At 48.2% G+C, this 22871-nt stretch carries 12 protein-coding genes and 3 pseudogenes; 6 read left to right on the plus strand and 9 right to left on the minus strand.

Features of this window, described 5'->3' with window-relative positions; genetic code table 11:
- Nucleotides 1-779: 779 nt before the first annotated feature.
- Nucleotides 780-1976: pseudogene (locus FDX09_RS03240) on the plus strand (tyrosine-type recombinase/integrase).
- Between the two features lie 299 nt (nt 1977-2275).
- On the opposite strand, the gene FDX09_RS03245 reads toward FDX09_RS03240, so the two are convergent.
- The 7 genes and pseudogenes from FDX09_RS03245 to FDX09_RS03275 all read right to left on the minus strand — a co-directional run.
- Complete coding sequence (locus FDX09_RS03245; RefSeq protein ID WP_137346789.1) at nt 2276-2581, minus strand: hypothetical protein; 306 nt, start codon at nt 2579-2581, stop codon at nt 2276-2278.
- Nucleotides 2582-2602: 21 nt separating this feature from the next.
- A complete protein-coding gene (locus FDX09_RS03250) occupies nt 2603-3961 on the minus strand; it encodes an McrC family protein (protein WP_137346790.1) in 1359 nt (452 codons plus the stop codon).
- Nucleotides 3958-5940, minus strand: a complete 1983-nt coding sequence (locus FDX09_RS03255; RefSeq protein ID WP_137346791.1) for an AAA family ATPase — start codon at nt 5938-5940, stop codon at nt 3958-3960. Before FDX09_RS03255 ends, FDX09_RS03250 begins: the two co-directional genes overlap by 4 nt.
- A gap of 28 nt (nt 5941-5968) precedes the next feature.
- Nucleotides 5969-9217: a DEAD/DEAH box helicase family protein gene (locus FDX09_RS03260; protein WP_137346792.1), complete on the minus strand. Its 3249-nt coding sequence runs from the start codon at nt 9215-9217 to the stop codon at nt 5969-5971.
- The gene (locus FDX09_RS03265; RefSeq protein ID WP_137346793.1) at nt 9214-10548 is read right to left on the minus strand and encodes a restriction endonuclease subunit S; all 1335 of its coding nucleotides are present in this window, start codon (nt 10546-10548) and stop codon (nt 9214-9216) included. Before FDX09_RS03265 ends, FDX09_RS03260 begins: the two co-directional genes overlap by 4 nt.
- Nucleotides 10548-12908, minus strand: coding sequence for a class I SAM-dependent DNA methyltransferase (locus tag FDX09_RS03270; protein WP_137346794.1), 2361 nt, complete (start codon nt 12906-12908; stop codon nt 10548-10550). The genes FDX09_RS03265 and FDX09_RS03270 overlap by 1 nt, the downstream gene beginning before the upstream one ends.
- 192 nt (nt 12909-13100) lie before the next feature.
- Nucleotides 13101-13350, minus strand: a pseudogene (locus FDX09_RS03275) (BrxA family protein); the annotation flags it as partial.
- A gap of 334 nt (nt 13351-13684) precedes the next feature.
- On the opposite strand from FDX09_RS03275, the gene FDX09_RS03280 reads away from it, so the two are divergent.
- On the plus strand, nt 13685-14635 hold the full coding sequence (locus FDX09_RS03280) for a hypothetical protein (protein ID WP_137346795.1): 951 nt from the start codon (nt 13685-13687) through the stop codon (nt 14633-14635).
- Between the two features lie 304 nt (nt 14636-14939).
- Here FDX09_RS03280 and FDX09_RS03285 read toward each other — a convergent pair.
- A pseudogene (locus FDX09_RS03285) lies at nt 14940-15065 on the minus strand (hypothetical protein); the annotation flags it as partial.
- An 832-nt stretch (nt 15066-15897) separates the two neighbouring features.
- On the opposite strand from FDX09_RS03285, the gene FDX09_RS03290 reads away from it, so the two are divergent.
- The 3 genes from FDX09_RS03290 to pdxY all read left to right on the plus strand — a co-directional run bounded on the left by FDX09_RS03290 (nt 15898) and on the right by pdxY (nt 19592).
- Entirely contained in the window at nt 15898-17268 is a 1371-nt protein-coding gene (locus FDX09_RS03290; protein WP_038636869.1) for a tyrosine phenol-lyase, read from the plus strand.
- A gap of 189 nt (nt 17269-17457) precedes the next feature.
- Nucleotides 17458-18723, plus strand: a complete 1266-nt coding sequence (locus tag FDX09_RS03295; RefSeq protein ID WP_038636871.1) for an aromatic amino acid transporter — start codon at nt 17458-17460, stop codon at nt 18721-18723.
- Nucleotides 18724-18734: 11 nt separating this feature from the next.
- The gene (gene pdxY / locus FDX09_RS03300; protein WP_137346797.1) at nt 18735-19592 is read left to right on the plus strand and encodes a pyridoxal kinase PdxY; all 858 of its coding nucleotides are present in this window, start codon (nt 18735-18737) and stop codon (nt 19590-19592) included.
- Between the two features lie 424 nt (nt 19593-20016).
- Here pdxY and FDX09_RS03305 read toward each other — a convergent pair whose 3' ends face one another.
- Entirely contained in the window at nt 20017-21570 is a 1554-nt protein-coding gene (locus FDX09_RS03305; protein WP_137346798.1) for an L-lactate permease, read from the minus strand.
- A gap of 580 nt (nt 21571-22150) precedes the next feature.
- On the opposite strand from FDX09_RS03305, the gene FDX09_RS03310 reads away from it, so the two are divergent.
- Nucleotides 22151-22870, plus strand: a complete 720-nt coding sequence (locus FDX09_RS03310) for a (Fe-S)-binding protein (protein ID WP_042312620.1) — start codon at nt 22151-22153, stop codon at nt 22868-22870.
- Nucleotide 22871 lies beyond the last annotated feature (1 nt).

Genomic DNA, 22871 nt, shown 5'->3' on the forward strand with positions numbered 1-22871 from the left:
AAAAGGCAGGAATTAGACTGTAGGTTACCTGCCCACCGTTGATTAAGATACCCCGATTTTGTATTGCCTTCATCAGGATCGTGAGCACGAATATGTTCTCTTCATAATCGGGTATGAGACAGCCTCGAACTTCCGTTCCTCACTCATAGCTGACTACAAGTGCTTAGATTCTGCCCACCTTGTACCAGAAGCTGTCAATGTTAGTATTGTGATGTATCGATCAACGAGTGAAGGTTAGGAGAAATGATTGTAACCAGGGAAAGCATGAAAAAATGGATCATCGAGTGTCTTCAGGAACGGGGTGGTAGTGCTTGGCCACGTGAAGTCTCAAAGTATGTATGGGACAGCTACGAGGCTGAGCTAAGGGATTCCGGCGATATGTTGTATACGTGGCAATATGACATTCGTTGGGCCGCCCAACAATTGAGAAACGAGGGTACTCTAAAACCAGTAAATAGACGCAGAGATTTGCCTTGGGAACTAGCATAGCAAAGCAAGCATTAACATTCATTTCGCGGTCATATCTGACTTTGTTCTGTGTGGATGGGAATTGATACCGCTGAAGAAAACTTTCCTGCTTGCCTGAATCTTGCTTTGATAGCCATATCAGTGTTCTACTGGTATGGCTTTATACCCACTAGTAATGTCTATTTTTTGTACGGATTTTAACTTGTGGGTACAAGTGCGGGTATAAATGTTCATGCCTACTTATAAACTACATTGATATCAGTCTATTAGGTTTTTAATTCGAGTCCGGCCTTCGCACCATCGGAACATCAATAGACATCAACGGACGTCTTTTTTTGTGCCTGAAATCCAGTATCTGCAAGGCTTTCCGCTTTCGTTTTGATGGTAAGCAGCACCTGATGGCTTTTGGGGTTTACCCTGAAACTTCACTGGCTGCTGCTCGTCAAAAGAGAGAAGAGGCCAGAAAGTTGGTTGCTGCTGGAATCGATCCTCGCGAGCATAAGCGTACTGTAAAAGAGGAGCAGACAAAAGAAGCCATTACCTTTGAGTCTGTTGCCTGAGACTAGCATGCAACTAACAAGAAATGGCCAGAGGAACATAGTCGGAGGGTACTTAAGAGCTTGGAGGACAATCTGTTCCCTGCAATCGGTAAGCGTAGTATTGAAGAGCTAAAAACTCGTGACTTGCTTGCTCCCATTAAAATTGTTGAGTCGACGGGACGCTTTGAAGTTGCCTCTCGTCTTCAGCAGCGAACCACGGCAATAATGCGCTATGCAGTAACAAAGTGGTTTGATTGATTACAATCCAGCCCAGGAGATGGCAGGTGCTGTTGCATCTAGCAATCGTGTCCATCGTCCAGCGCTTGAGCTGAAACGCCTGCCTGAACAGCTCCACCGAATTGACGGTTACACGGGACGCTCTTTGACCCGTTTGGCTGTTGAGCTCACCTTGTTAATCTTCATTCGATCCAGTGAATTGCGCTTTGCCTGTTGGTCCGAGATCGATTTTGATACGGCAATGTGGACGATACCATCTGAACGAGATGCTATTGAAGGAGTAAAACATTCACAGCGTGGCTCGAAAATGCGTACGCCTCATTTAGTACCACTGTCTCGCCAGGCATTAGAAATCCTTAAACAGGTCACAAGCTTAGTGGCGAGCGTGATTTTGTTTTCGTTGTCGATCATAACCCTCGTAAACCGATGAGTGAAAACACGGTGAACAAGGCGTTGCGTGTTATGGGGTATGACACCCAAGTGGAGGTTTGTGGGCATGGATTCAGGACCATGGCATGTAGTTCGTTGATTGAATCGGGATTGTGGTCGAAGGATGCAGTAGAGCGGCTGATGAGCCATATGGAACGTAACTCTGTGCTTGCTGCTTACATTCCTAAGGCGGAGCATTTGGATGAACGCAAACTGATGCTCCAATGGTGGGCCATTTTTCTGGATGCTAATCGGGAGTGTGGGATTACGCCGTTTGACTATGCGAAGATTAATCGGGGGTAATAGTTTGTGAGTTATGTACAAATGTACATTTAGGTCTAATTTAAAAGCTGCAGAATAGTATAAGCATGATGGGGGTAGTAGTCTTCTCACCGAGTCAATGCTTTGCATTGAGCCGTATCAACGGGAACTCCGCCCCAGGTCAATCAATAAGTAATGCCTTAATCAGGTTGTTGCGCTGCTGAGCGTAAAATATGATGCGCTGATATGTGACTTAAATTGATGATTGGGGAAAATATAGGTCTGTGGTGAGGGGACGAGGAGATACTAGTAAATAGCCATCCAGCGGTAAATCTGGATGGCTATTTATTATCAGTGTTCAGTGCGTTTTTTACAGTAATATATTTCATCGCAGCCAGTAAATAGGAGGCTTTAAAAGTCACGTCCTGGTAGTCTTTAGCTAAAAAACTTTCATTTTCTTCAAACCGCTCAACAAATGCTGCAACTTCTTTGGGATCGATACGGCTGGTATTATCTTTTCCGTTTCGAACGAACAGCTTTTGTTCTTCAGTATAGAGAGTAAAAGGGACATTCCTTGACCCAGTGAACAGCTTAACAGGTTGGGAAAATGACTCCAACAGTAAATGGTAGAAATCCTTATAGGCCATTATTACCTCTCCCTCATCTTTCTAACACTCAAGAAATGCGTGGCTTTTTTTTTGTTCGTCATAAGCTCTTGTAGGATCATCATCAGTGAAGCAACGGAACGAATCCTGCCACTCGCCTTTTACCAACTCACCCGATTCAAGGTCAAAGGGCACACACCATAGAGATAAATCTTCGTCGAAGCGGAATACCGGCAAAGGTGTTGCAAAGTACTGATGACGCGGATAAATCAGCATCATATTGCCTTTCCCATGGAGATACTTTTGCCCATAGGCGAACATCTGATATAAGTCCGACTGGCTGATTTCATACTTCCTCAGACTGTCATCGGCTCTGCTATCTAATAGTTTCCATTTAGCATCAAGAACCAATGTCTGCCCGCCGGTTATAATAAAATCTGGCTTAAGCATGAACCATCGTTGAGATGACTTTTCACCAACAGGAACATGCTCTAACAAGTGCTGACTCCTGGTCTGTCTTATGAGCTGATAATCGTGATGTAACGCACCAGCCAGGCCGCAGCCAACCCATCCCTCATATAACTTCTCCATAGGGAACAGCAGGGAAATACCCTGATGCGACCCATGTTGAAAATCTGGATTCATCTGTTCAAGAATGAGCTGGCACCACGGCTTTATAGCGCGATAGCCGAAGAGATATTTGCCGTCACTCCATTGCCTCATTGATTGCGTTGTGCTGCCACAAATTGACTCTATGTCATCCAGTTGATGGCTTAGAGAATTTGCCTGCCTCCAGCTTTGCCCTTGCCTGGTCATTTTAAGCGCCCAATCCAAAGCCGTCCGTAGCAGACGGTTCTCTATACGCTGAGGGGAAAACTCGGCATAGCGCACATGAAAATGTGTACCTCTGCCCGGAGGCATTCTCATTTGTGCAGTGACATTCAGTTGACCACGGATAAACGCGCTATGTTCATCCTCGATGAGGTGATAATCGAAACGCAGTCCTTTACGCACTAAATCAGCAAGATGCCGCAAAAACTCACTGATTATCCATTCATGTAGAGGCTGGCCACTACGTTGCAATGCCGCCTGGTTCGCCTCACGGGGTGTAATCCCTAAAGAGGCGCTTAGCATTCGGCGCAAAAGCTGACGTAGAGGGACTACCTCAGTTGGCGCTTCAAATGTGGTTTTTGGCAGAATTTCAATTGACTCGCCATTCGGGGATTGTAGATAACCGATATAGCTTCCCAAACGCAAAAACCGCTTTCCTTCCCGACTGAGAATTTGCGAGGAACCACGCCACTTTTGTTGCAATTGCTCAAGCCAGGAAAAGGTTGCCTCAGAGACAATCCCCAAATCCATACTGGCTGGTTGAGAGTTATCACAGGTAAGCAGGGCATATTCCCGGACCTGGATCATCATGCGACAATACCCTGATAAGCTTCTGCCGACGCGAAAGCTTGTTCATTGATACGAAAACGCCTATCAGACAAACTATCCGCAATATCTTTCGGGAATAGTACAGAAAGTGATGGTAGTTGTGCTGACTGTTGCAACAGGATAAAACGATATTCTTTCGCTTTCACCGAATCATTAAGCACCCATCCAATGCGTTCATAATCATCAAAGAAATACTCTCTCAGTAATGGAATTATTTTGTTCTGGAAGATGCTGGCAAGACAGGCTTCGCGGTCGGCGGAATTTTCTAATTTCTTTAGCGGCATAAAGTAAGCATGGCCAATCATATGCTCACTATCTAGCAGCGCTTCTATACGCTGATTAATACGCGTTAGCAACTGCGCGGCATCAATGCCAAACGCAGTGACCCCAGCTAACAACTCTGGTTGTGCAGGCATTTCGGTAAAGCTAAAGCGGCGTCTTAACGCCAGATCCATTTGAATTAACGACTTATCAGCCGTATTCATAGTGCCAATCACATAGACATTCCTGGGCACGGAAAACAGCTGTTTAGAATACGGTAACACTAAGGTACGGGCATCTTCGGCACCCGATCGTTTATCGGGTTCCAACAGAGTAATTAATTCACCGAAGATGCGGGCAATATTACCACGATTTATTTCATCGATGATGAGTACGTGCGGCAATGCTTGATTGTCAGTTGTTTCAACCGGGGCCAGTAGTTGGGACAGTTTTTCCCGATCAATTGAGGTGTCCCTCAATTCATATAATGTCATCTGTGAAAGTGCTTTTAAAAACAGCTGTTCTTTCGGTAAGCTCGGCGAGTAGGTTCGTAGCCAGTTGACCTTACGCATTTGATGATAGCCTACGCGTTCATCATTGGGCAGATATTGATAATCGCCAGCGATCTCGGCAATGGCCCTAAATTTATGATTTCCATCGGAAATAATAACTAAATCACCATTCTTCATGATGTTTTTAAACATATTGACCGCAGTCAGCATGTATTCGCTTCGCTCAACCAGACTATCACTCGCTCCATCTATGCGCAGTCGGACATCAGCCGCTGTCGTGCAGCCACTAAAATCAAGATTATCCCCCCAACCTAATAGAATATAATTATTTACAAGGCACTCATCGAAAATATAATCTTCACCGTCAAGCGTATTTCCAAGAGACATTTTCCAAATCCGTCTCCCATTCAAGGACAATGACTGGGTTGAACTACCACGCGTTTTAACTTCAGCATTCAGGCACAGCTGTTTAAAAATACCATCGACCACTTCGTAGCGAAGCGTGCCCGATTTGTCATCAGTAGTCGCGCGGATCCCTTCGATAAAGTCTTCATAGGAGAAGCTCTGGTGGAAGGTGGTAAACATAATGCGCTGTTTTTCTACCAACGCCTTATAACGTTCTTTTACCAACTCCCGTAAGTCATTGCCATGATGTTCGCGCGTCGCCTGTTGGTACCATGCATTATCGGTAATTTTGACCGCCATTTCGGTGGTACTGTAGGTTTTACCCGTACCGGGTGGTCCGAAGAGAATCTGGTTTAAGGGATACATTGACGAATGTTCCTTGTTTTCTTTGTCTCTTTTTAGCCCGGGTTGGGTAGTTATAGATGGTTGACCACCCAGCAAAGCTACCAGTTCCTGCAACGCTTCAACTGACTCAACATCAGCCGCGAAACCATATTGGGATGTACCATTATCTTTCGGGTAACGGCGGTAGCTGGTGCTTTTTACTTTTTCCCAAAGGCAGTGGATACCCGCAATACGGTCAATTTCCGCCTTTAAGGCAAGGGTTTCTGGTGCAAGAACCAAGGGACTCTTTTTAACCACGCCGTCCCGACTGCGTTTGATATACAGATACTTTCCATTCCCGAGCGCGTGCTCGGATGCATAGCTTGGCTCGAAGTTACCAGCCTCAAGCCGGTACCCCAATTCATTCAACGCCTGGTATATCTCAAACGAATTCAGCATTTTTACACCACTCCTTGATGAAAAAGCGTTAAGCCCCTTTCAACATATCAAACACCACGCGGGCAAAGCCCTTCGCCAGTTCAGGGTTAGAGAGGTATTGCACCATCATCTCCTGCTGAGCGTCGTTGCTGTCCATGACGGCATCATCAATCGCCTTCGGGAAATCACCCAGCATCGCTTGTTCGCGAGTATTGTTGGCAATCTGGGTCATCACCGCCTGGTTTTCTGACAGCTTGTCACGCACCGCGAAGGCATAATTGATCATGTCTTTATCGGTCAGATTATCGGTGACAAAAAGCTCATTCAGACGAGCCAGGATATTTGAAAGAAACTCCTCTTTCTTATCCTTCGGCTTCGCCGTACCGACATCATTCCCCGGCGTGATTTTGTACTCTGCCGCATCTTCCTGCAGCTTCAGATGCTGTTCGTGAAGCTTCGACAGGCGGTAATGGCTCATCTCGACGTTGCTTAAATCAATCTCATCTTCTTCAATGCGCTGCTCATGCAGCAACGGACGCAGATGGCGGGCAAACAGGCTCAGCTTTTCCAGGTTCTTGTCATCGTAATCGACGATTTGCGACATAAACTCGTAAAAGCGGACAAAGCTGCCGAGATCTTTCTTGAAGATATCCAGCTTACTTTTTTCTTTTTCGCACTCTTTGAAGGTGTTTTCCGCATTGGTGATCAGCACAATATCACCGGTCTTTTTGGTGCGTTCAAACATCTCTTTAGCCAGCACATACGCATCAATCGCGGAGGTATAACGATGTTTCCAACGCTCCACCGCAGGTTTGCAAATATTACTAATGGCCGCGTTGGATTTGTTTTTGCTGAAGAACGCCTCGCAGAACTGCTCTACCTCGTTCCACAGGAAAATACCGCTGGTACGCAGCTTTTCAAACAGTTCAAAGACGAGCTGTGGATCGCTGACATCCGTCAGTTCCGCTGTCTGGTAGTACGGCTGGAAAGCACCCAAAATATCTTCGGGTTCGTTGTAGAAATCGAGCACAAACGTGCCAGACTGCGCCTTCCCTGGATAGGTACGATTCAGGCGAGACAGGGTCTGCACACACTCCACGCCGCCCAGCTTTTTATCCACATACATGGCACACAGCTTAGGCTGGTCAAAACCGGTCTGGAATTTGTTGGCCACCAGCATCACCTGGTAGTCATCGGTATCAAACGCTTTACGCATATCCCGGCCTTTCAGGCCAGGGTTCATATTGATTTCGGTGAACTTCTGGTTAAGCAGTGCAAGGCTGTTGTGGTCATCTTCGTTGAATTCCACTTCCCCGGAGAACGCCACCATTGCGCTTATCTTGTCGTACTTTTGCTCGGCGATGTATTTATCGAACGCCAGCTTGTAGCGCACCGCCGCTTTACGCGAGCTGGTCACCACCATCGCTTTTGCCTGACCGGCTAGTAGATGCATCACATGCTTGCGGAAGTGCTCAACAATCACCTTCACTTTCTGCGAGACGTTATGATCGTGTAGCGAGACCCATTGGTTCAGTTTGATCTTCGCTTTCTTGCTGTCCACTTCCCGGTCAGGATCGTCGAGTTTTTGCAGCAGCTTGTACGCCACCTTGTAGTTGGTGTAGTTCTTCAGCACATCAAGAATAAAGCCTTCTTCGATGGCCTGACGCATGGAGTAAACGTGGAATGCTTCCGGTTTGTTCGTTTTCGACGCTGGTTCCTGCGGATTAGGACGACGACCAAACAGCTCCAGGGTTTTGGCTTTCGGTGTAGCGGTAAAGGCGTAATAGTTGAGGTTGTTGCTGCCTTTACGCGCGGCTACGGTGGCATCCAGAATATCTTCTGAAGACATTTCCACATCGTCATCTACTTCTTCGGTCATCAGCACTTCTTTCAACTGACGCGCCGTAGAACCGCTCTGCGAGGAGTGCGCTTCATCGGCAATCACCGCGTATTTACGCTGCTTGAGGCTGACGCTGTTTTCAATCGCCTTCAGGACGAACGGGAAGGTCTGAATGGTGACGATGATAATCGGCTGCGAGTTTTCCAGCGCGCTGGCCAGCTTCTCCGATTTCGAACCGTCGCCTTCTTTGTTATTGATCCGCCCGACCACGCCATCCTGATGCTCAAACTGATAGATGGTGTCCTGCAGCTGATCGTCAAGCACGGTGCGGTCCGTCACCACAATCACCGAATGGAACTGCTTCTCGCCATTTTCATCATACAGGCGGGAAAGCTGATGCGCCGTCCAGGCGATAGAGTTAGATTTGCCCGACCCGGCACTGTGCTGAATCAGGTATTTATTGCCGGTGCCTTCCACTGTGGCGGCGGTGATCAGTTTATTCACCACATCCCACTGGTGATAGCGTGGGAAAATCAGGCTCTCACTTTTGTACTTCAGGCCAATGGCATCTTCTTTTTCGACGATTTGCAGATGCACAAAACTGGCGAGGATTTTCAGCAGATTGTCCGGCAGTAGCACTTCATTCCACAGGTAGCTGGTGGCGTAGTCGTTGGCATCTTCCGGGATATCGTTCCCCGCACCGCCGTCATGGGTGCCTTTGTTAAACGGCAGGAAGAAGGTTTTATCGCCGTTGAGTTTAGTCGCCATAAATACTTCGTACTGGCTGACGGCAAAGTGCACCAGCGCCCCGCGTTTAAAGGTCAGCAGCGGCTCGGGTTTGTTGGTGCCTGGGTCCTTCGGCAGACGCGTTTTCTTATATTGCGTAATGGCGTTTTGCACCGTCTGCTTAAATTCGGACTTCAGTTCAAGGGTCGCTACTGGCAGGCCATTAACGAACAGTACCAGGTCGATACGCCATTTCTTTGCCTTGGTACCCGTTTCTTCAAATGCGGCGTTCGACGCATGTGGGCTGTAAACCAGCTCCGGCACGATGCGGCAGATATTCTGTTTGTAGCGCGTCAGGGTTTCCGGATTGAGGTTATGTTCCGGCTTAAACTGGCACAGGGAAAAACGTGCATTATGGCTTTTGATGCCGTGACGCAGTACGCCGAGCGTGCCGTAAGTACGCGAAAGCATATCAGTAGCGTTGATATCCGCTTTTTTCAGCTGTGCCACTAGCGCATCGAGGAAATGACGCCCGGTATCGGTAGGATAAATTTTGGCAAACTTCTCCCACTCCTGCGGCTGCGTGGTCTGCACAAAGGTCAGAGCATCCTGCGAGTACAGCGCACGTTCGCGATCGTAGTCGTCCGTTTTGCCACGAATCCAGCCTCGATCGATCATCTGAGCGATCATTTCATCCTGGAAAATTAGCTCTTTGGTGCTGTCCATGCTCATGCCGTGGCCTCCTGTGGCTCCTCAATGCTCTGCGTATCCGGGGCAATCCAGTCGCGAACGTCAATTTTTCCGGTGACGGCGGCGGAGATCAGGGCGGTGCGGCGTTCCTGGAGAAGATCAATTTGATGAGAAGCAATATTTTCAAGTTGAGAATATTGGTATTCTATTTTTTCAATCTCTTCAACAATCACATCCTGCTCTTCTCTGGGCGGTACAGGCATGATGATCCTTCCTAACTCTTCAAAATACAGACGAAGTCTCATTTCCATAATGCCCCTAGACCATCGTTTGAATTCTCGCTGTGTCAACTCTAATCTGAAGAGGTAATGATAGAACTTGGGGTTTATATCTTTCACTTTTCTTAAAATATCATATGCAGGGCTAGTCACCCCATCGTAATTAGAAAAGCCCACAGCTCCCATCCAGGCAAGCAATTTATTAACGATAATATCACCCTGTCTAACCTTCCAATATCCATCAGTAGTTGATGCTTTATTACCTTTCGGTTCCAAATCTTTTCTAGGGGCAACACCGATAGCTGTATAAACTGATAAAAGCTCGTAGTCGTTATTTATTTCAGCTGGTTCTGCAACAAGTCTGAAAAGACGTTTAGTCGGTAGTGCTTGCCAATGAGCCGGCACATCCCCCAACCACTCAACACCAGAATCTTTCATCGGCACATCAGGGTTTAGCCCTTTGGTGACGGCATGGCTAATCACTGCCTGACGTTTTTCTTTCAGCAGTTCAATCAGTTGCTGTTGCTTCTCGATCAGGTTATCGATTTTTGCGGTTTCGTGATCCAAAAATTGAGCAACTTTCTTTGCTTCACTATGTGAAGGTGCAAGTAAAAATGAGTTTTTTATAAGCTCTTGGTTTAATATCTTTGCACCATAGATATTAGTTGATGCATTTTCAATAATAAATATCGGGAGTGCATAGTACAAATATGATAGAGGCAGTTGAGCTTGGTCCAAAAATGATGCGATAGCTTCATTTGTATAAAGATCACATCCTGCAAATGAAACTGCGCCAACCGATAGTTTAAAACTATACAGCAGAGAACCCCTAGGAGTGATATCCATTGATGCTTCTTTTGCAGCTTTATCAGAGATACATTTTGCTGTAGATGAAATAAATTTATCTTTTAAGTCAGAAATATTGACCCACAGATTATCACCAATGAAATTGGCATCATTCTTAGTTGGCGGGGTCCAACCAACCTGAAATGGGGCTAGATACTTTACTTTACTGATAGTCCAGCCCTTAGGAATTACCCCCAACCACTCAACCCCTGAATCCTTATACTCCGGATACGCCTTATACTTAGCCATCAGGAATGTACCTCCTGCAGCAGCTTCATAATCTCGGCGCTGACCGCATCCAGATCGGCATCAATCTCGGATAGCGGGCGCGGTGGCTGATAGACGTAGAAATGGCGGTTAAACGGAATCTCGTAGCCGACAATCCCCACCTCATTATCTTTGGCATCACGCTTATCAGCGTTGATCCACGCGTCATTCACATGCGGCAGAACTTCTGCTTTGAAGTAATTTTCAATCAGGTCGCTGGTGGAGACTGCCGGATTTAGCGGCACGTTCTCGTTATCGCGCAGGTCGCCGTCCTGCTCAAACTCGACCACTTTACCTTTGTACTCAAACGCGCCGTACAGCGGCTGAGCGGCTTCTTTCAGCACTTTCTTCACCACTGGCTCGGCATCCGGATTTTTGGTAGTGATGGCATCGATAAATTGCTTATTCTCTTTCGCATCCAGCTTCACGCCAGCCGTTTTGATTGCCCCTTTCAGGGTCAACTGGAACTGGTTGAAGTCATTGCTCACCAGCGTTTTTCCACCCGCCTGCGCACCCAGAGCTGCCTGAATCTGCTGCGCTTTTTCCATTAACCCGTGTTGGGAAAGCCACAGTTTGCTGTCGAGCAGGTCTTTAATCTGTTTCTCTTTCAGCTCGGCAAATTCAGCTTTGATGATGGCGCGCGCTTCTGTTTCCAGTTCGGAGAAATCACCGTAGTTATCCGCCTGCCATTGGGCCGCGAACTCGTCATACAGACGTTCCATCGGCGCGTTAAACGGCTTCGGCGCAAAGCGCAGAGTCGCAATCGCCTCATCCGTCACCTGAGCAGATAAACGCAGCGGGCGTTCAATGGTCAGGCGGCGATAGCCAAAGTCGGTGCTGTTAAAGATTTTGCTGGCAAAGGTTTTCGGCGCTTCGGTTTTGGCAGTGGCAGGCTGACGGCCACGGTTGGATTTTTGCTCGGCGGCTTTTTCCAGATCCAGTTCGTCCAGTGTTATGGCATCCACTACCTCAAAATCACCGAAGGTCTGGGTGATCAGTTTGATGTCGTCATCGCCCATCAGGTTACGCTTGGAACCCAGCGATTTACGCATTTTGCCGCACAGGTTGGTGCCATCAATCAGCTGCACTTTGCCTTTACGCTCAGGCGCTTTCTTGTTGGAGAGGATCCAGACGTAGGTAGCAATGCCGGTGTTATAGAACATATCAGTTGGCAGCGCGACGATGCCTTCCAGCAGGTCGGCTTCCAGAATATAGCGACGGATTTCACTCTCACCGCTGCCCGCACCACCGGTAAACAGTGGCGAACCGTTAAGGATAATCCCGATACGCCCACCGTTGCTCACGGTGCCATCCACGTTGTGGCTGTCGCGCATTTTGCTGATCAGGTGCATCAGGAACAACAGCGAGCCGTCGGAAACACGCGGCAGGCCCGGGCCAAAGCGACCGTTAAAACCTTTCTGCGTATGTTCGTCGTTAATCTCGCCCTCAATCTTCTTCCAGTCCACACCAAACGGCGGGTTAGAGAGCATGTAGTCGAACTGGTCCAGCGGCAGTTGGTCGTTAGAGAGGGTGTTGCCCAGCTTAATACGGCTGACGTCCTGACCTTTGATCAGCATATCGGCTTTACAGATTGCGTAGGATTCCGGGTTCAGCTCCTGGCCAAAGGCGCGCATCACCGCGTTAGGGTTCAGCTCGTGCACATATTCCATACCTGAAGAGAGGAAGCCGCCGGTCCCGGCCGTTGGGTCGTAAATGGTGCGGATGATACCGGGCTGCGTCAGGGCTTCATCATCTTCCATAAATACCAGTGAAGTGGTCAGGCGCACGATATCGCGTGGGGTAAAGTGTTCACCGGCGGTCTCGTTAGAGCTCTCCGCGAAACGGCGGATAAGTTCTTCAAACACCAGGCCCATTTCATAGTTGGAAATCGCTTTCGGGCTGAGATCGGTGGTGGCGAATTTCTTCACCACTTTAAACAGCAGGTTGGCGTCTTCCAGCAAGCCGACAAATTCGCTGAATTTGAAGTGTTCGAAGATTTCACGCGCATCGGGCGAGAACGACTGGACGTAACTCTCCAGGTTGGCTTTGATGTCGTTCTGCCCCATCTTGCCAAGATCCATCTTCGAGGTGTTGAAGAAGGAAAGCCCGCTGGCGCGCAGCAAAAACTTCTCTTTGGCGTCTTCCGGCAGTGGGCTGGTTTTTAGTTCATCATACTTCGCCACCACCGCATCTTTGGTCTCCGCCAACACGCACTCAAGACGACGCAGCAGCGTAAAGGGCAGGATCACGCGTCCGTACTGAGACTGCTTGAAATCACCGCGCAGCAGGTCGGCCACCGACCAGATAAACGCAGCCGTTTGAGAAAAGTTAGTGTTAGTCATGAAGCCCTCGGAAGAGATCGCAGCCCAGGAGCAAAATGCTCGGGCAAAAATTCAGTTTTGGAATGCAATGCGCAAAATAATACCTGCTACAGGGAGTATCGCAACCGATATGGGACAAAGAAATGCTCAGTCTCAGGAGGTCAATGCAATATCATCAACGGCTCAGAAGTGTTTAGATTATCTGTGGCGATTCAATTGCTGATGCTCACACTCGCTCCCTTCCACAATAAGTGACCACGCGGCTTTATTAAGAGTATTCAGGCGTAGTTTAGCGCTTCGCCGTATTAGCTGAGGTGGCCTGACGAATGTTATGACTAACGATCTGCTCTTGCCTGGTTTGTTCATCAGGGTCGGTAAGCATAAGTTCAGCAATGATTCGACTTTCTCTGCTCCTCAGCGGCCCGCCTAACAGGTCTCCCATCCATGCCTTGTCGTTTTTCATCGTCATATCTACCCTCTGAAGACTGCTATGTAGCTCACAAAAAAACGATGATTGTATGGGGAAGGGACCGGATGCCATGAGAAAAGTCAATTTGTGAGAAGGCGAGGATTGGAACACAGATAGCCTCATCACCTTGATTTACTGCCAGCAGTGTGGAAAGTAAACTATTGACACTGAAAGTATAATTTTCTAGTGTATAGCTAAGGTTCGCGCAGACCGGTCAGCCTGTAGACAAATTTGCCATCGCGCATATCAAAAACATCGCTATATCAGAGCACTCTTTCTTTTCCGCTCTGTGTTTACAGGTCGCAGAGTATTTTATAAAGGAAATGACATGCTCTCAGAATTAGCATTCAATGATGATTTTATTGATCTCCCGCCTCCCGCGAAAGAACAGCTTCGTAAACATGCTCGTTTTCTCCGAAATCATTGTGGTGTTCCTCTCGGACATGCGCAGGAAATGGTTGCATGGTTTTTCCATTTCAAAAACTGGGGTGACTTGACTGCCCGACAACCCCAAAAGACAGATGAAGCAGCCAGGATTAAATTGGCAGAAATACAAGAGTTATTACAGCTGCACAGGAATAATATTCCTCATACTGAATTAGCTGAACTCTCTGCACTTAATGCGTTGGCCGGAACTTTGACAGAAGCGGTAGTGAGTAACCGCATCTCGCAACTCAACCAACATGATATCGTCCTGCTTCATCGTTATCTCTACGATCACGAGTATTGGGGGAGGGCTGTTCCTGTATCGTGGTCTAATGCATTACAAAGAGCGGATCGGTGTCCTATTTTGTTGGCGAAAAGGATGTCGGCAGAAGATAGGATTAGAAGAATTAATCCCCATCTCTATTTCCCTTGGTTTGGCCTACGTATGTATGGTTATTTAGAAGTTAAAGGTGCTGAGCTGAACTATGATTGCACGGAGCTGGACAGTTATCTATTTCCCACTGTGAATCGACTTGATGCTTTATTCCGCAGAGAGTGGTTTGCGCCCTATTTTGTCGGATTTGTTAGCTATCTTTTACAGACGTTGGCTCAGTCTGGCTATTCAGGACGTTTGTCATTCGGTAGGGTTCATAATGAAGGCTTGATTGAGAAAGCGGTCAGTGGTGTTCTTGATAAGAAATTCCAATATAAAAGATATAGCCTTAATGGTAATTACTTAACTGACGGACCAATTGAGAAATTGGTTACAGCTTTGATTGCCATTGGAGGGGGTATCAATCCAACCAGACAACGGATTGAATTTAGCTTTGGTAAGGAAGGGGCAACGGAATGAATTTCAATCTATTGACCCAATTAAAAGATCTCACCCCTTCAGTTTCTGGTGTACTACTTATCGCGTTAATTCTCTGTACTCTTGCCCGGCAAGGGTGCTTGTCTCGGTTATCTTCGCAACAGTCCTTTTATTTGTTGATGACGGCGATTAGCCTGATTGGAGTTAAATCATTTTTAATATGACTCTTTGGACTCATGAGTAAATAAAGAGAAAGGATGTGGTGAATCTGATGCTTAAGGGTGGGCATGAGACATTACTATGCTAGTAAAGGCACTCCGCAGGCGCCTCAAGGACAATCACACGCTCACCCCTTTGACGCTTTCCCCGCAATCACTCCGATAAACTCCAGCACCTGCTTTTGCTTGCGCGCGGAGAGTTTTTCCACGGCGCTCAGGGACTTCATCAGTTCTGACTCTTCGGGTTCGGCGGTGCGTGCGGCATGCACTTCTGGATCAAATGAAACTGCAATACAATGCGTATCAGTCATGGTGACTATTCCCTTTAATAGTTACTGTGATTAGCGATGCGCAGGTGTTGGCGCACCTTCGCATCGCGCTAATAAAACCCCTGTAAATTACCCCAGTATCTTGGGCGAAGTCCAGATGTAAATAAGATGAAATAAGCGCGAATAGCACGCTTTCGGAATAAATAGAAAACGCCTTCATCCCAATAAATCCGGTATTATTCATCGTACTTATTCATTATCTTTCACACGCCTGAATATCCCCGCGCTCCAGAAAACAACGCCTGTCGATATCTGCCAAAAATGCGATCTAACTCACTGAAGCAAATAGCAAACTCTGAAACAACACCAATTTGTACACTTTGCTTTACACTTTTAGTGATGTGTATCACAAATAGTAACCCGTGAAGTGATCCGACTCTCACAAAATGGGGTGTACTCATTCACCAATACAAAATGAGAACAGCCTGGAAAGTAAAGTTTTCAGTATTTCCCGTCGCAGGTAACGCTCAACAGCGAACGACAAAACAACACGCAAAAAAAACTTGTTGAATATGAATAGGTAAAAAAATGACGTGTGATTTGCATCACTCACATTTACAGATTTTGGAATTATTGCCAGTGATTAATGTTGCTCGAGCTATTTCCATAACCAATTAAATCTTGCATAGTGCCTCCACATTATTTCTCCCCCTGGCTCAGGAGGCGAATAGTTATATTTCATCAGACTTTATTGATGAACCAGGTATGCTTTACTTCACATTAATACGTACATGACCACTGTTACTGGAGAAACAAAATGAATTATCCGGCAGAACCCTTCCGTATTAAAAGCGTTGAAACTGTATCTATGATCCCGCGTGATGAACGCCTTAAGAAAATGCAGGAAGCGGGTTACAATACTTTCCTGTTAAATTCGAAAGATATTTATATTGACCTGCTGACCGACAGTGGCACCAACGCAATGAGCGACAAGCAGTGGGCCGGAATGATGATGGGTGATGAAGCGTACGCGGGCAGCGAAAACTTCTACCATCTGGAAAGAACGGTTCAGGAACTGTTTGGCTTTAAACATATTGTTCCGACTCACCAGGGCCGCGGCGCTGAAAACCTGTTATCGCAGCTGGCTATTAAACCTGGGCAATATGTTGCCGGGAATATGTATTTCACCACTACCCGTTATCACCAGGAAAAAAATGGCGCGGTGTTTGTCGATATCGTTCGTGACGAAGCGCACGATGCCGGTCTGAATATTGCATTTAAAGGTGATATCGATCTTAAAAAATTACAAAAGCTGATTGATGAAAAAGGCGCCGAGAATATTGCCTATATCTGCCTGGCGGTGACGGTTAACCTCGCGGGCGGGCAGCCGGTATCGATGGCTAACATGCGTGCGGTACGTGAACTGACAAAAGCACACGGCATTAAAGTGTTCTACGACGCCACCCGCTGCGTAGAAAACGCCTACTTTATCAAAGAGCAAGAGCAGGGCTTTGAGAACAAGAGCATTGCAGAGATCGTGCATGAGATGTTCAGCTACGCCGACGGTTGTACCATGAGTGGTAAAAAAGACTGTCTGGTGAATATCGGCGGCTTCCTGTGCATGAATGATGACGAAATGTTCTCTGCTGCCAAAGAGTTAGTCGTGGTGTACGAAGGGATGCCATCCTACGGCGGCCTGGCCGGACGCGACATGGAAGCCATGGCGATTGGTCTGCGCGAAGCCATGCAGTATGAGTACATTGAGCACCGCGTGAAGCAGGTTCGCTACCTGGGCGACAAGCTGAAAGCTGCTGGCGTACCGATTGTTGAACCGGTGGGTGGTCATGCGGTATTCCTCGATGCGCGCCGCTTCTGCGAGCATCTGACGCAGGACGAGTTCCCGGCGCAAAGCCTGGCTGCCAGCATCTATGTAGAAACTGGTGTACGTAGTATGGAGCGCGGAATTATCTCTGCGGGTCGTAATAACGTGACCGGCGAACACCACAGACCGAAACTGGAAACCGTGCGTCTGACGATTCCACGTCGCGTTTATACCTACGCACATATGGATGTGGTGGCCGACGGTATTATTAAACTTTACCAGCACAAAGAAGATATTCGCGGGCTGAAGTTTATATACGAGCCGAAGCAGTTGCGTTTCTTTACCGCACGCTTTGATTATATCTAAATAATCATTATGGCCCCATCTGGCGATGGGGCTTTTTTGTCTTCTTTTTCCATGAACAGGAAGCCTTTGCGGTGTCCGTTACCGTGACAGAACTATAAAAAGTAAACCCTGACTCCGACATTTTTATTATCCGCATGATGTACAAATGACAGCTGTAATTATAACGAATAGTCTACAGGAACATTTATCATGGATATTAATGCCATTGAGCGACAGAGTAGTACCCCCGGACTGATTAGCGGAACCATGTTGGTTATCGCGACCGTAGTGGGTGGCGGAATGTTTTCCCTGCCGATTGCGATGGCTGGCGTATGGTTCCCCGGTGCGTCGGTTATTCTTCTCTTTATTGCCATCATGATGTTATTAACCGGCCTGATGCTGGTTGAAGTTAACCTGCATTATGGCGCTGGTGCCAGTTTTAATACCTTTACCCAGGATTTATTAGGCCGTAAGTGGAATATTGTGGTGGGTATCGCTTTCGGCTTTGTGCTGTATATTCTGACCTATGCCTATATCTCCGGTTCATCGGCGGTGATGGCGCAAACCGTATTCAAATACAGCGGCGTACGTTTTCCGGCAAATATCTCGGTGATTATCGTCAGTATGCTGGTTGGGGCAATTGCCTGGTACAGTTCCTTGCTGGTTGGACGCATCACTACCGTGCTGATTATCGGTAAATTTGTGGCGTTCTTTGCCACCTTCTCCGGGCTAGTGGGCCATATCGAAGTGGCAAAACTCGTCGACAGCGTGGCGGTGGCGCTGCCCAATTCGCAGTATCTGCCGTATATCCTGATGACGCTGCCGTTCTGCATTATCTCATTTGGTTTTCACGGTAACGTGCCGAGCCTGGTCAAGCTGTATGGCACGAGCGGGATTTCGAATATTACGCGCTCTATTATCATCGGCACGCTGTTTGCCCTGTTGCTGTATATCTTCTGGTTAGCCGTTACGATGGGCAACATTAGCCGTTCCTCGTTCCCGCCAATTATCGCCAAAGGCGGCAATATCGACGTGTTTGTCGAGGCCATCAGCGGGCTGTTCACCAGCCGTTATATGGATCTGATCCTGACCTTCTTCGGCAACTTCGCGGTCGCCAGTTCCCTGCTGGCGGCGACGCTTGGCCTGTTTGATTACATCGCCGATCTGTTTCATTTCCCGGATGACGGCATGGGCCGCCTGAAAACCGCGCTGGTGACCTACTTCCCGCCAGCCGCCGTGTGCTTCTTCTTCCCGAACGGTTTTGTGCACGCGATTGGTTACGCCGGTCTGGCCTTTACCATCTGGAGCGTGATCCTGCCGCCGTTCCTGGTGAAAGCGGCGCGGAAACGTTTTCCGACCGCCAGCTATACCGCGCCGTGTAATAACACCGTGCTCAATCTGGTGATTGTCTGTGGGGCGATTGTTTATCTGACGGTTGTTCTCGACGTATTTGGTCTACTGCCAACGTTTCGTTAGACGGAGTCAAAATGAAAAACGTGTTGTCTGTTCAGTCGTCAGTCGTTTATGGCTATGCCGGAAATAAAGCCGCCGTGTTGCCGATGCAGCTTTCGGGGATCGATGTCTGGCCGTTTTACACCGTGCAGTTTTCCAACCACACCCAGTACGGGATGTGGCAGGGCATGGCGATGCCGCACGGCGAGTTGAGCGCCATCATCAGCGGGCTGGATGACCTGCAAAAGCTGGCGCAATGTGATGCCGTATTGTCAGGGTATCTTGGAGATAAACGCCATTGCGAAGAGGTCAAGCACGCGGTCACCACCATTCACCAGCGTAATCCGCAGGCGCTCTATTTTTGCGATCCAGTAATGGGCGACCCGCAAAAAGGCTGCATTGTCGCGCAGGGCGTGGAGTCCTTTTTTGTCGATGACGCCATTCAACTGGCCGACATAATGGGGCCGAATCTCTATGAGCTGGGCGTGCTGACGGGCAGACAACTGCGTAGTTTTGACGAGGTGGTGGAAGCGGCGCAGCAGCTGGTGGCATGGGGAGTGAAGAAGGTACTGGTGAAGCATCTCGGCGACTGCTCGCGTGACAAACAGGCGTTTGAAATGCTGCTGGTGACGGCGGAACAGACGTTACACATCGCCCGGCCGCTGTATAGCTTTGCCAAAATGCCGGTGGGCGTTGGGGATCTGATTTGCAGCGTGATGCTGGCCTCACTGCTCAATGGTTATGATGACAAGCTGGCGCTGGAGCGGACCACCAGTGTTGTTGACGCGGTGATGCGACTAACGAAAGAGCGCGACTCGTATGAACTGCGGCTGATAGACGCGCGTCACCAGATAATGGAGCCGCAGATTCGCTATCAGGCAACGGTACTGTAGCGCCGCAAGGAGGCTCTATGTTTCTGACATTGCTACGATTTCAGCATCCGCTGGTCTACCGTTTTGCGTGGCTTCGTCTGTGGGTCAGGGTGTTAAGAGCGTGCGGGCTGCGCAAGTGAAAGGGGGGCCAGTTGCCGGATGCGGCGCTTGCGCCTTATCCGGCCGACAAATGAGCGTGAAACGCAGACATTACACGCGGAAGTAGCGTGGTGGGATCAACGCAGAAAAGGCGTCGAACTTCTTCACCATCTTTTTCCAGAACAACATAACAACAATCCTCGATTTGAAACATCGGCGCTATTTTAGTCAGCGCCGACAAATCGTAAAGCCTGTCACCTCGTTCCGATCCCGGGGCGGTGTAAACCTTTATGGTCACTGCATCGTCAAATACGATTGCCGCGAATTTGGCGGGGTTGACAACGGGTTACGCCATAAACCAGTAATAAAAGAGACCGACTTTCAGGCCGAGGATCACAATGTAGGCGCAGCAGTATTTCATGGTGCCAGACATTATCTGGTTGGCCTGACCGTCCATTTTGGTGGCAGAAACTGCGATGGCGATGCTCTGCGGCGAAATCATTTTTCCGCCCGTTGCGCCGGAGGTATTGGCCGCCGCCAGCCAGTTGGGATCGATATGCAGCTTACTGGCGGCAATAGTTTGCAGCTTACCGAACAGAATGTTCGAGTTGGTATCGCTGCCGGTCACAAACGTGCCCAGCGCGCCAATCACCGGGGCGAGGAAGACGTATGAGCTGCCGGTCAGATCGACAATCGACTGGGCCAGCGTGGAAATAATTCCGCTGAGATCCATCACCGTGGCCAGCGCGACGATCGCCATAATCGCCACAATGGAGTTTTTAAGCTGGAAAATGGTTTTGATAAACACTTCCAGCATCCCACGTGCCGAAGCCCCCTGAATAAAACCGCCGATAATGGTCGCAAAGATGATCAGCATCCCCGGCGTGGTCACCCATTCCACTTTCAGCGCCAGGGTTTTGCCGTCGGCGAGCGTGAAATGCAGTACTGAGGCCAGTTGGGACGCCGCGGCTTTTATCGTCGGGAACAGCGGTGAACACAGCAGGATAAAGACAAAAATAAACAGATAGATAGAGCCCACGCGGAACAACACTTTTGCCGAGCGCGGCGTGGTTTCGCGGGTATGACTGACCTCAATGCGCCATTCGGGATCGGTTTTTCCTTTGCGCTGGCGGCTGACTATCGCGACGGCAAACAGGCTGACCAGGCTCCCGGCAAAGGCAGGCAATTCCGCGCCAAGATGGATAGCAACAAAATATTGCGGAACCAGCGTGGTGATGCCGCACATCAGCGTGATCAGAAATACGCCGCGAATGGCTTTCAGGCCACCGCCAATTATGCAGACAATGACAAACGGCAGCAGGATATTAAACAGCGCCAGTTGCAGAATAATAGTTCCGCCTAAGGTATAAACCGGCAGATTAACCTGTTCTGCCAGAATAGAAACCGGGATCCCGACCGCGCCGAATGCGGTGGGAACGGTATTTGCAACCAGAGAGGCGATCGCCGCCTTCAGCGGGTTGAATCCGAGCGCAATAAGAATGCCGATTGGAATGGCGACCGCCGTACCATAACCCGCCGCAGCTTCAAGGAATCCGCCAAAGCACCATGAAATCAGCAGCACCTGAATACGCTTATCTTCGCTAATGCTGGCGAGAATATCACGCAGAATATCCAGCGCTTTGGTCGCCTGCATGACGTTATAACTGAAGATAGCGCCGAGGATCACTATCACGATCGGCCATAATCCCTTCAGTGCGCCATAGCCTATTGCGGCTTTCAGATTCTGTACGGGCATTCCCCAGAATAGTGCTGATAACGCGGCGGTGAAAACTAAAGAGATTAGCACGGAATAATGGATGGCCATTTTTAGTTTTAATATTAAAAATACCATCAGTAGTAACGGAGAGAGTGCCAGGGCAAACATAAAATATTCGTTCATTGCTATTCCCGATTGGTTTATTAAACCTGATTTATATTTATGGCGGGGAGGCTACATTGCTGGATTAATAAAAGCTGTAAACTGAATCGCTTCAGTGGATAAAGTAATTATGATTTGTGGTTTTGTAACTATTGTAATCTTTTAATTAAAATTTAATGTCGAGTAAATATACTTAAGAGTAAGCGAAATACCTATAAGTAGTTATTTAACAACATGTTTGATAATGGTAGTTACGAGAATAGTTATCTCCTGAAACTATTCTTAAGGTGTTAATAATGCTGCGGTTTTAAATATAAAAATGTGAGCGATGCCGAAATAAATAAACCTGGGTATTGCATGTCCGAGTCGATTAGGGGATTATTTTGTTTTGTCATACAAATTAAAATACAGACATTTGCGATTGTCCTGATATAAGAAACGGAGAATCGCCATCAAAGGAAAACGATCTGAGCATCATTATGAACCCAGGCATTAGTAAAACGAGCAAACCGAAAAACTGGGTGTGAAACACGATTGAACCTTTGCTTGATATAGCAATATCAAGCGCAATAAACAGAAATGAAGCAATGGAGTGGTTATTGTGAATGTAAATTTCTTTGTTACCTGCATTGGTGACGCACTGAAATCACGGATGGCACGAGACTCCGTATTGCTGCTGGAAAAACTGGGTTGTCGCGTGAATTTCCCCGAGAAGCAAGGGTGTTGCGGTCAGCCAGCCATCAACAGCGGTTACATCAAAGAAGCGATCCCCGGGATGAAAAACCTGATCGCCGCGCTGGAAGACAACGACGATCCGATTATCTCTCCGGCAGGCTCCTGCACCTATGCGGTAAAAAGCTACCCGACCTATCTGGCCGATGAACCTGAGTGGGCGATCCGTGCTGAGAACGTTGCCGCGCGTATGCAGGATCTCACTTCCTTTATCGTCAACAAACTGGGCGTGGTGGATGTCGGCGCCAGTCTGCATGGCCGCGCCGTATATCACCCCTCCTGTAGCCTGACCCGCAAGCTGGGTGTGAAGGAAGAGCCGCTCACACTGCTGAAAAACGTGCGCGGATTGGAGCTGCTGACGTTTGCCGATCAGGACACCTGCTGCGGCTTTGGCGGAACATTCTCGGTCAAAATGGCTGAAATATCCGGCGAGATGGTGAAAGAGAAAGTTTTTCATCTGATGGATGCGAAGCCGGAATACTTGATTGGCGCAGATGTCAGCTGCCTGCTGAACATTGGCGGTCGACTGCAACGGGAAGGTCAGCCGGTCAAAGTGATGCATATTGCTGAAGTGCTGATGAGCCGCTGAG

It is taken from the genome of Citrobacter sp. wls717 (genome assembly GCF_005280955.1).
GTDB classification, from domain to species: domain Bacteria; phylum Pseudomonadota; class Gammaproteobacteria; order Enterobacterales; family Enterobacteriaceae; genus Citrobacter; species Citrobacter werkmanii.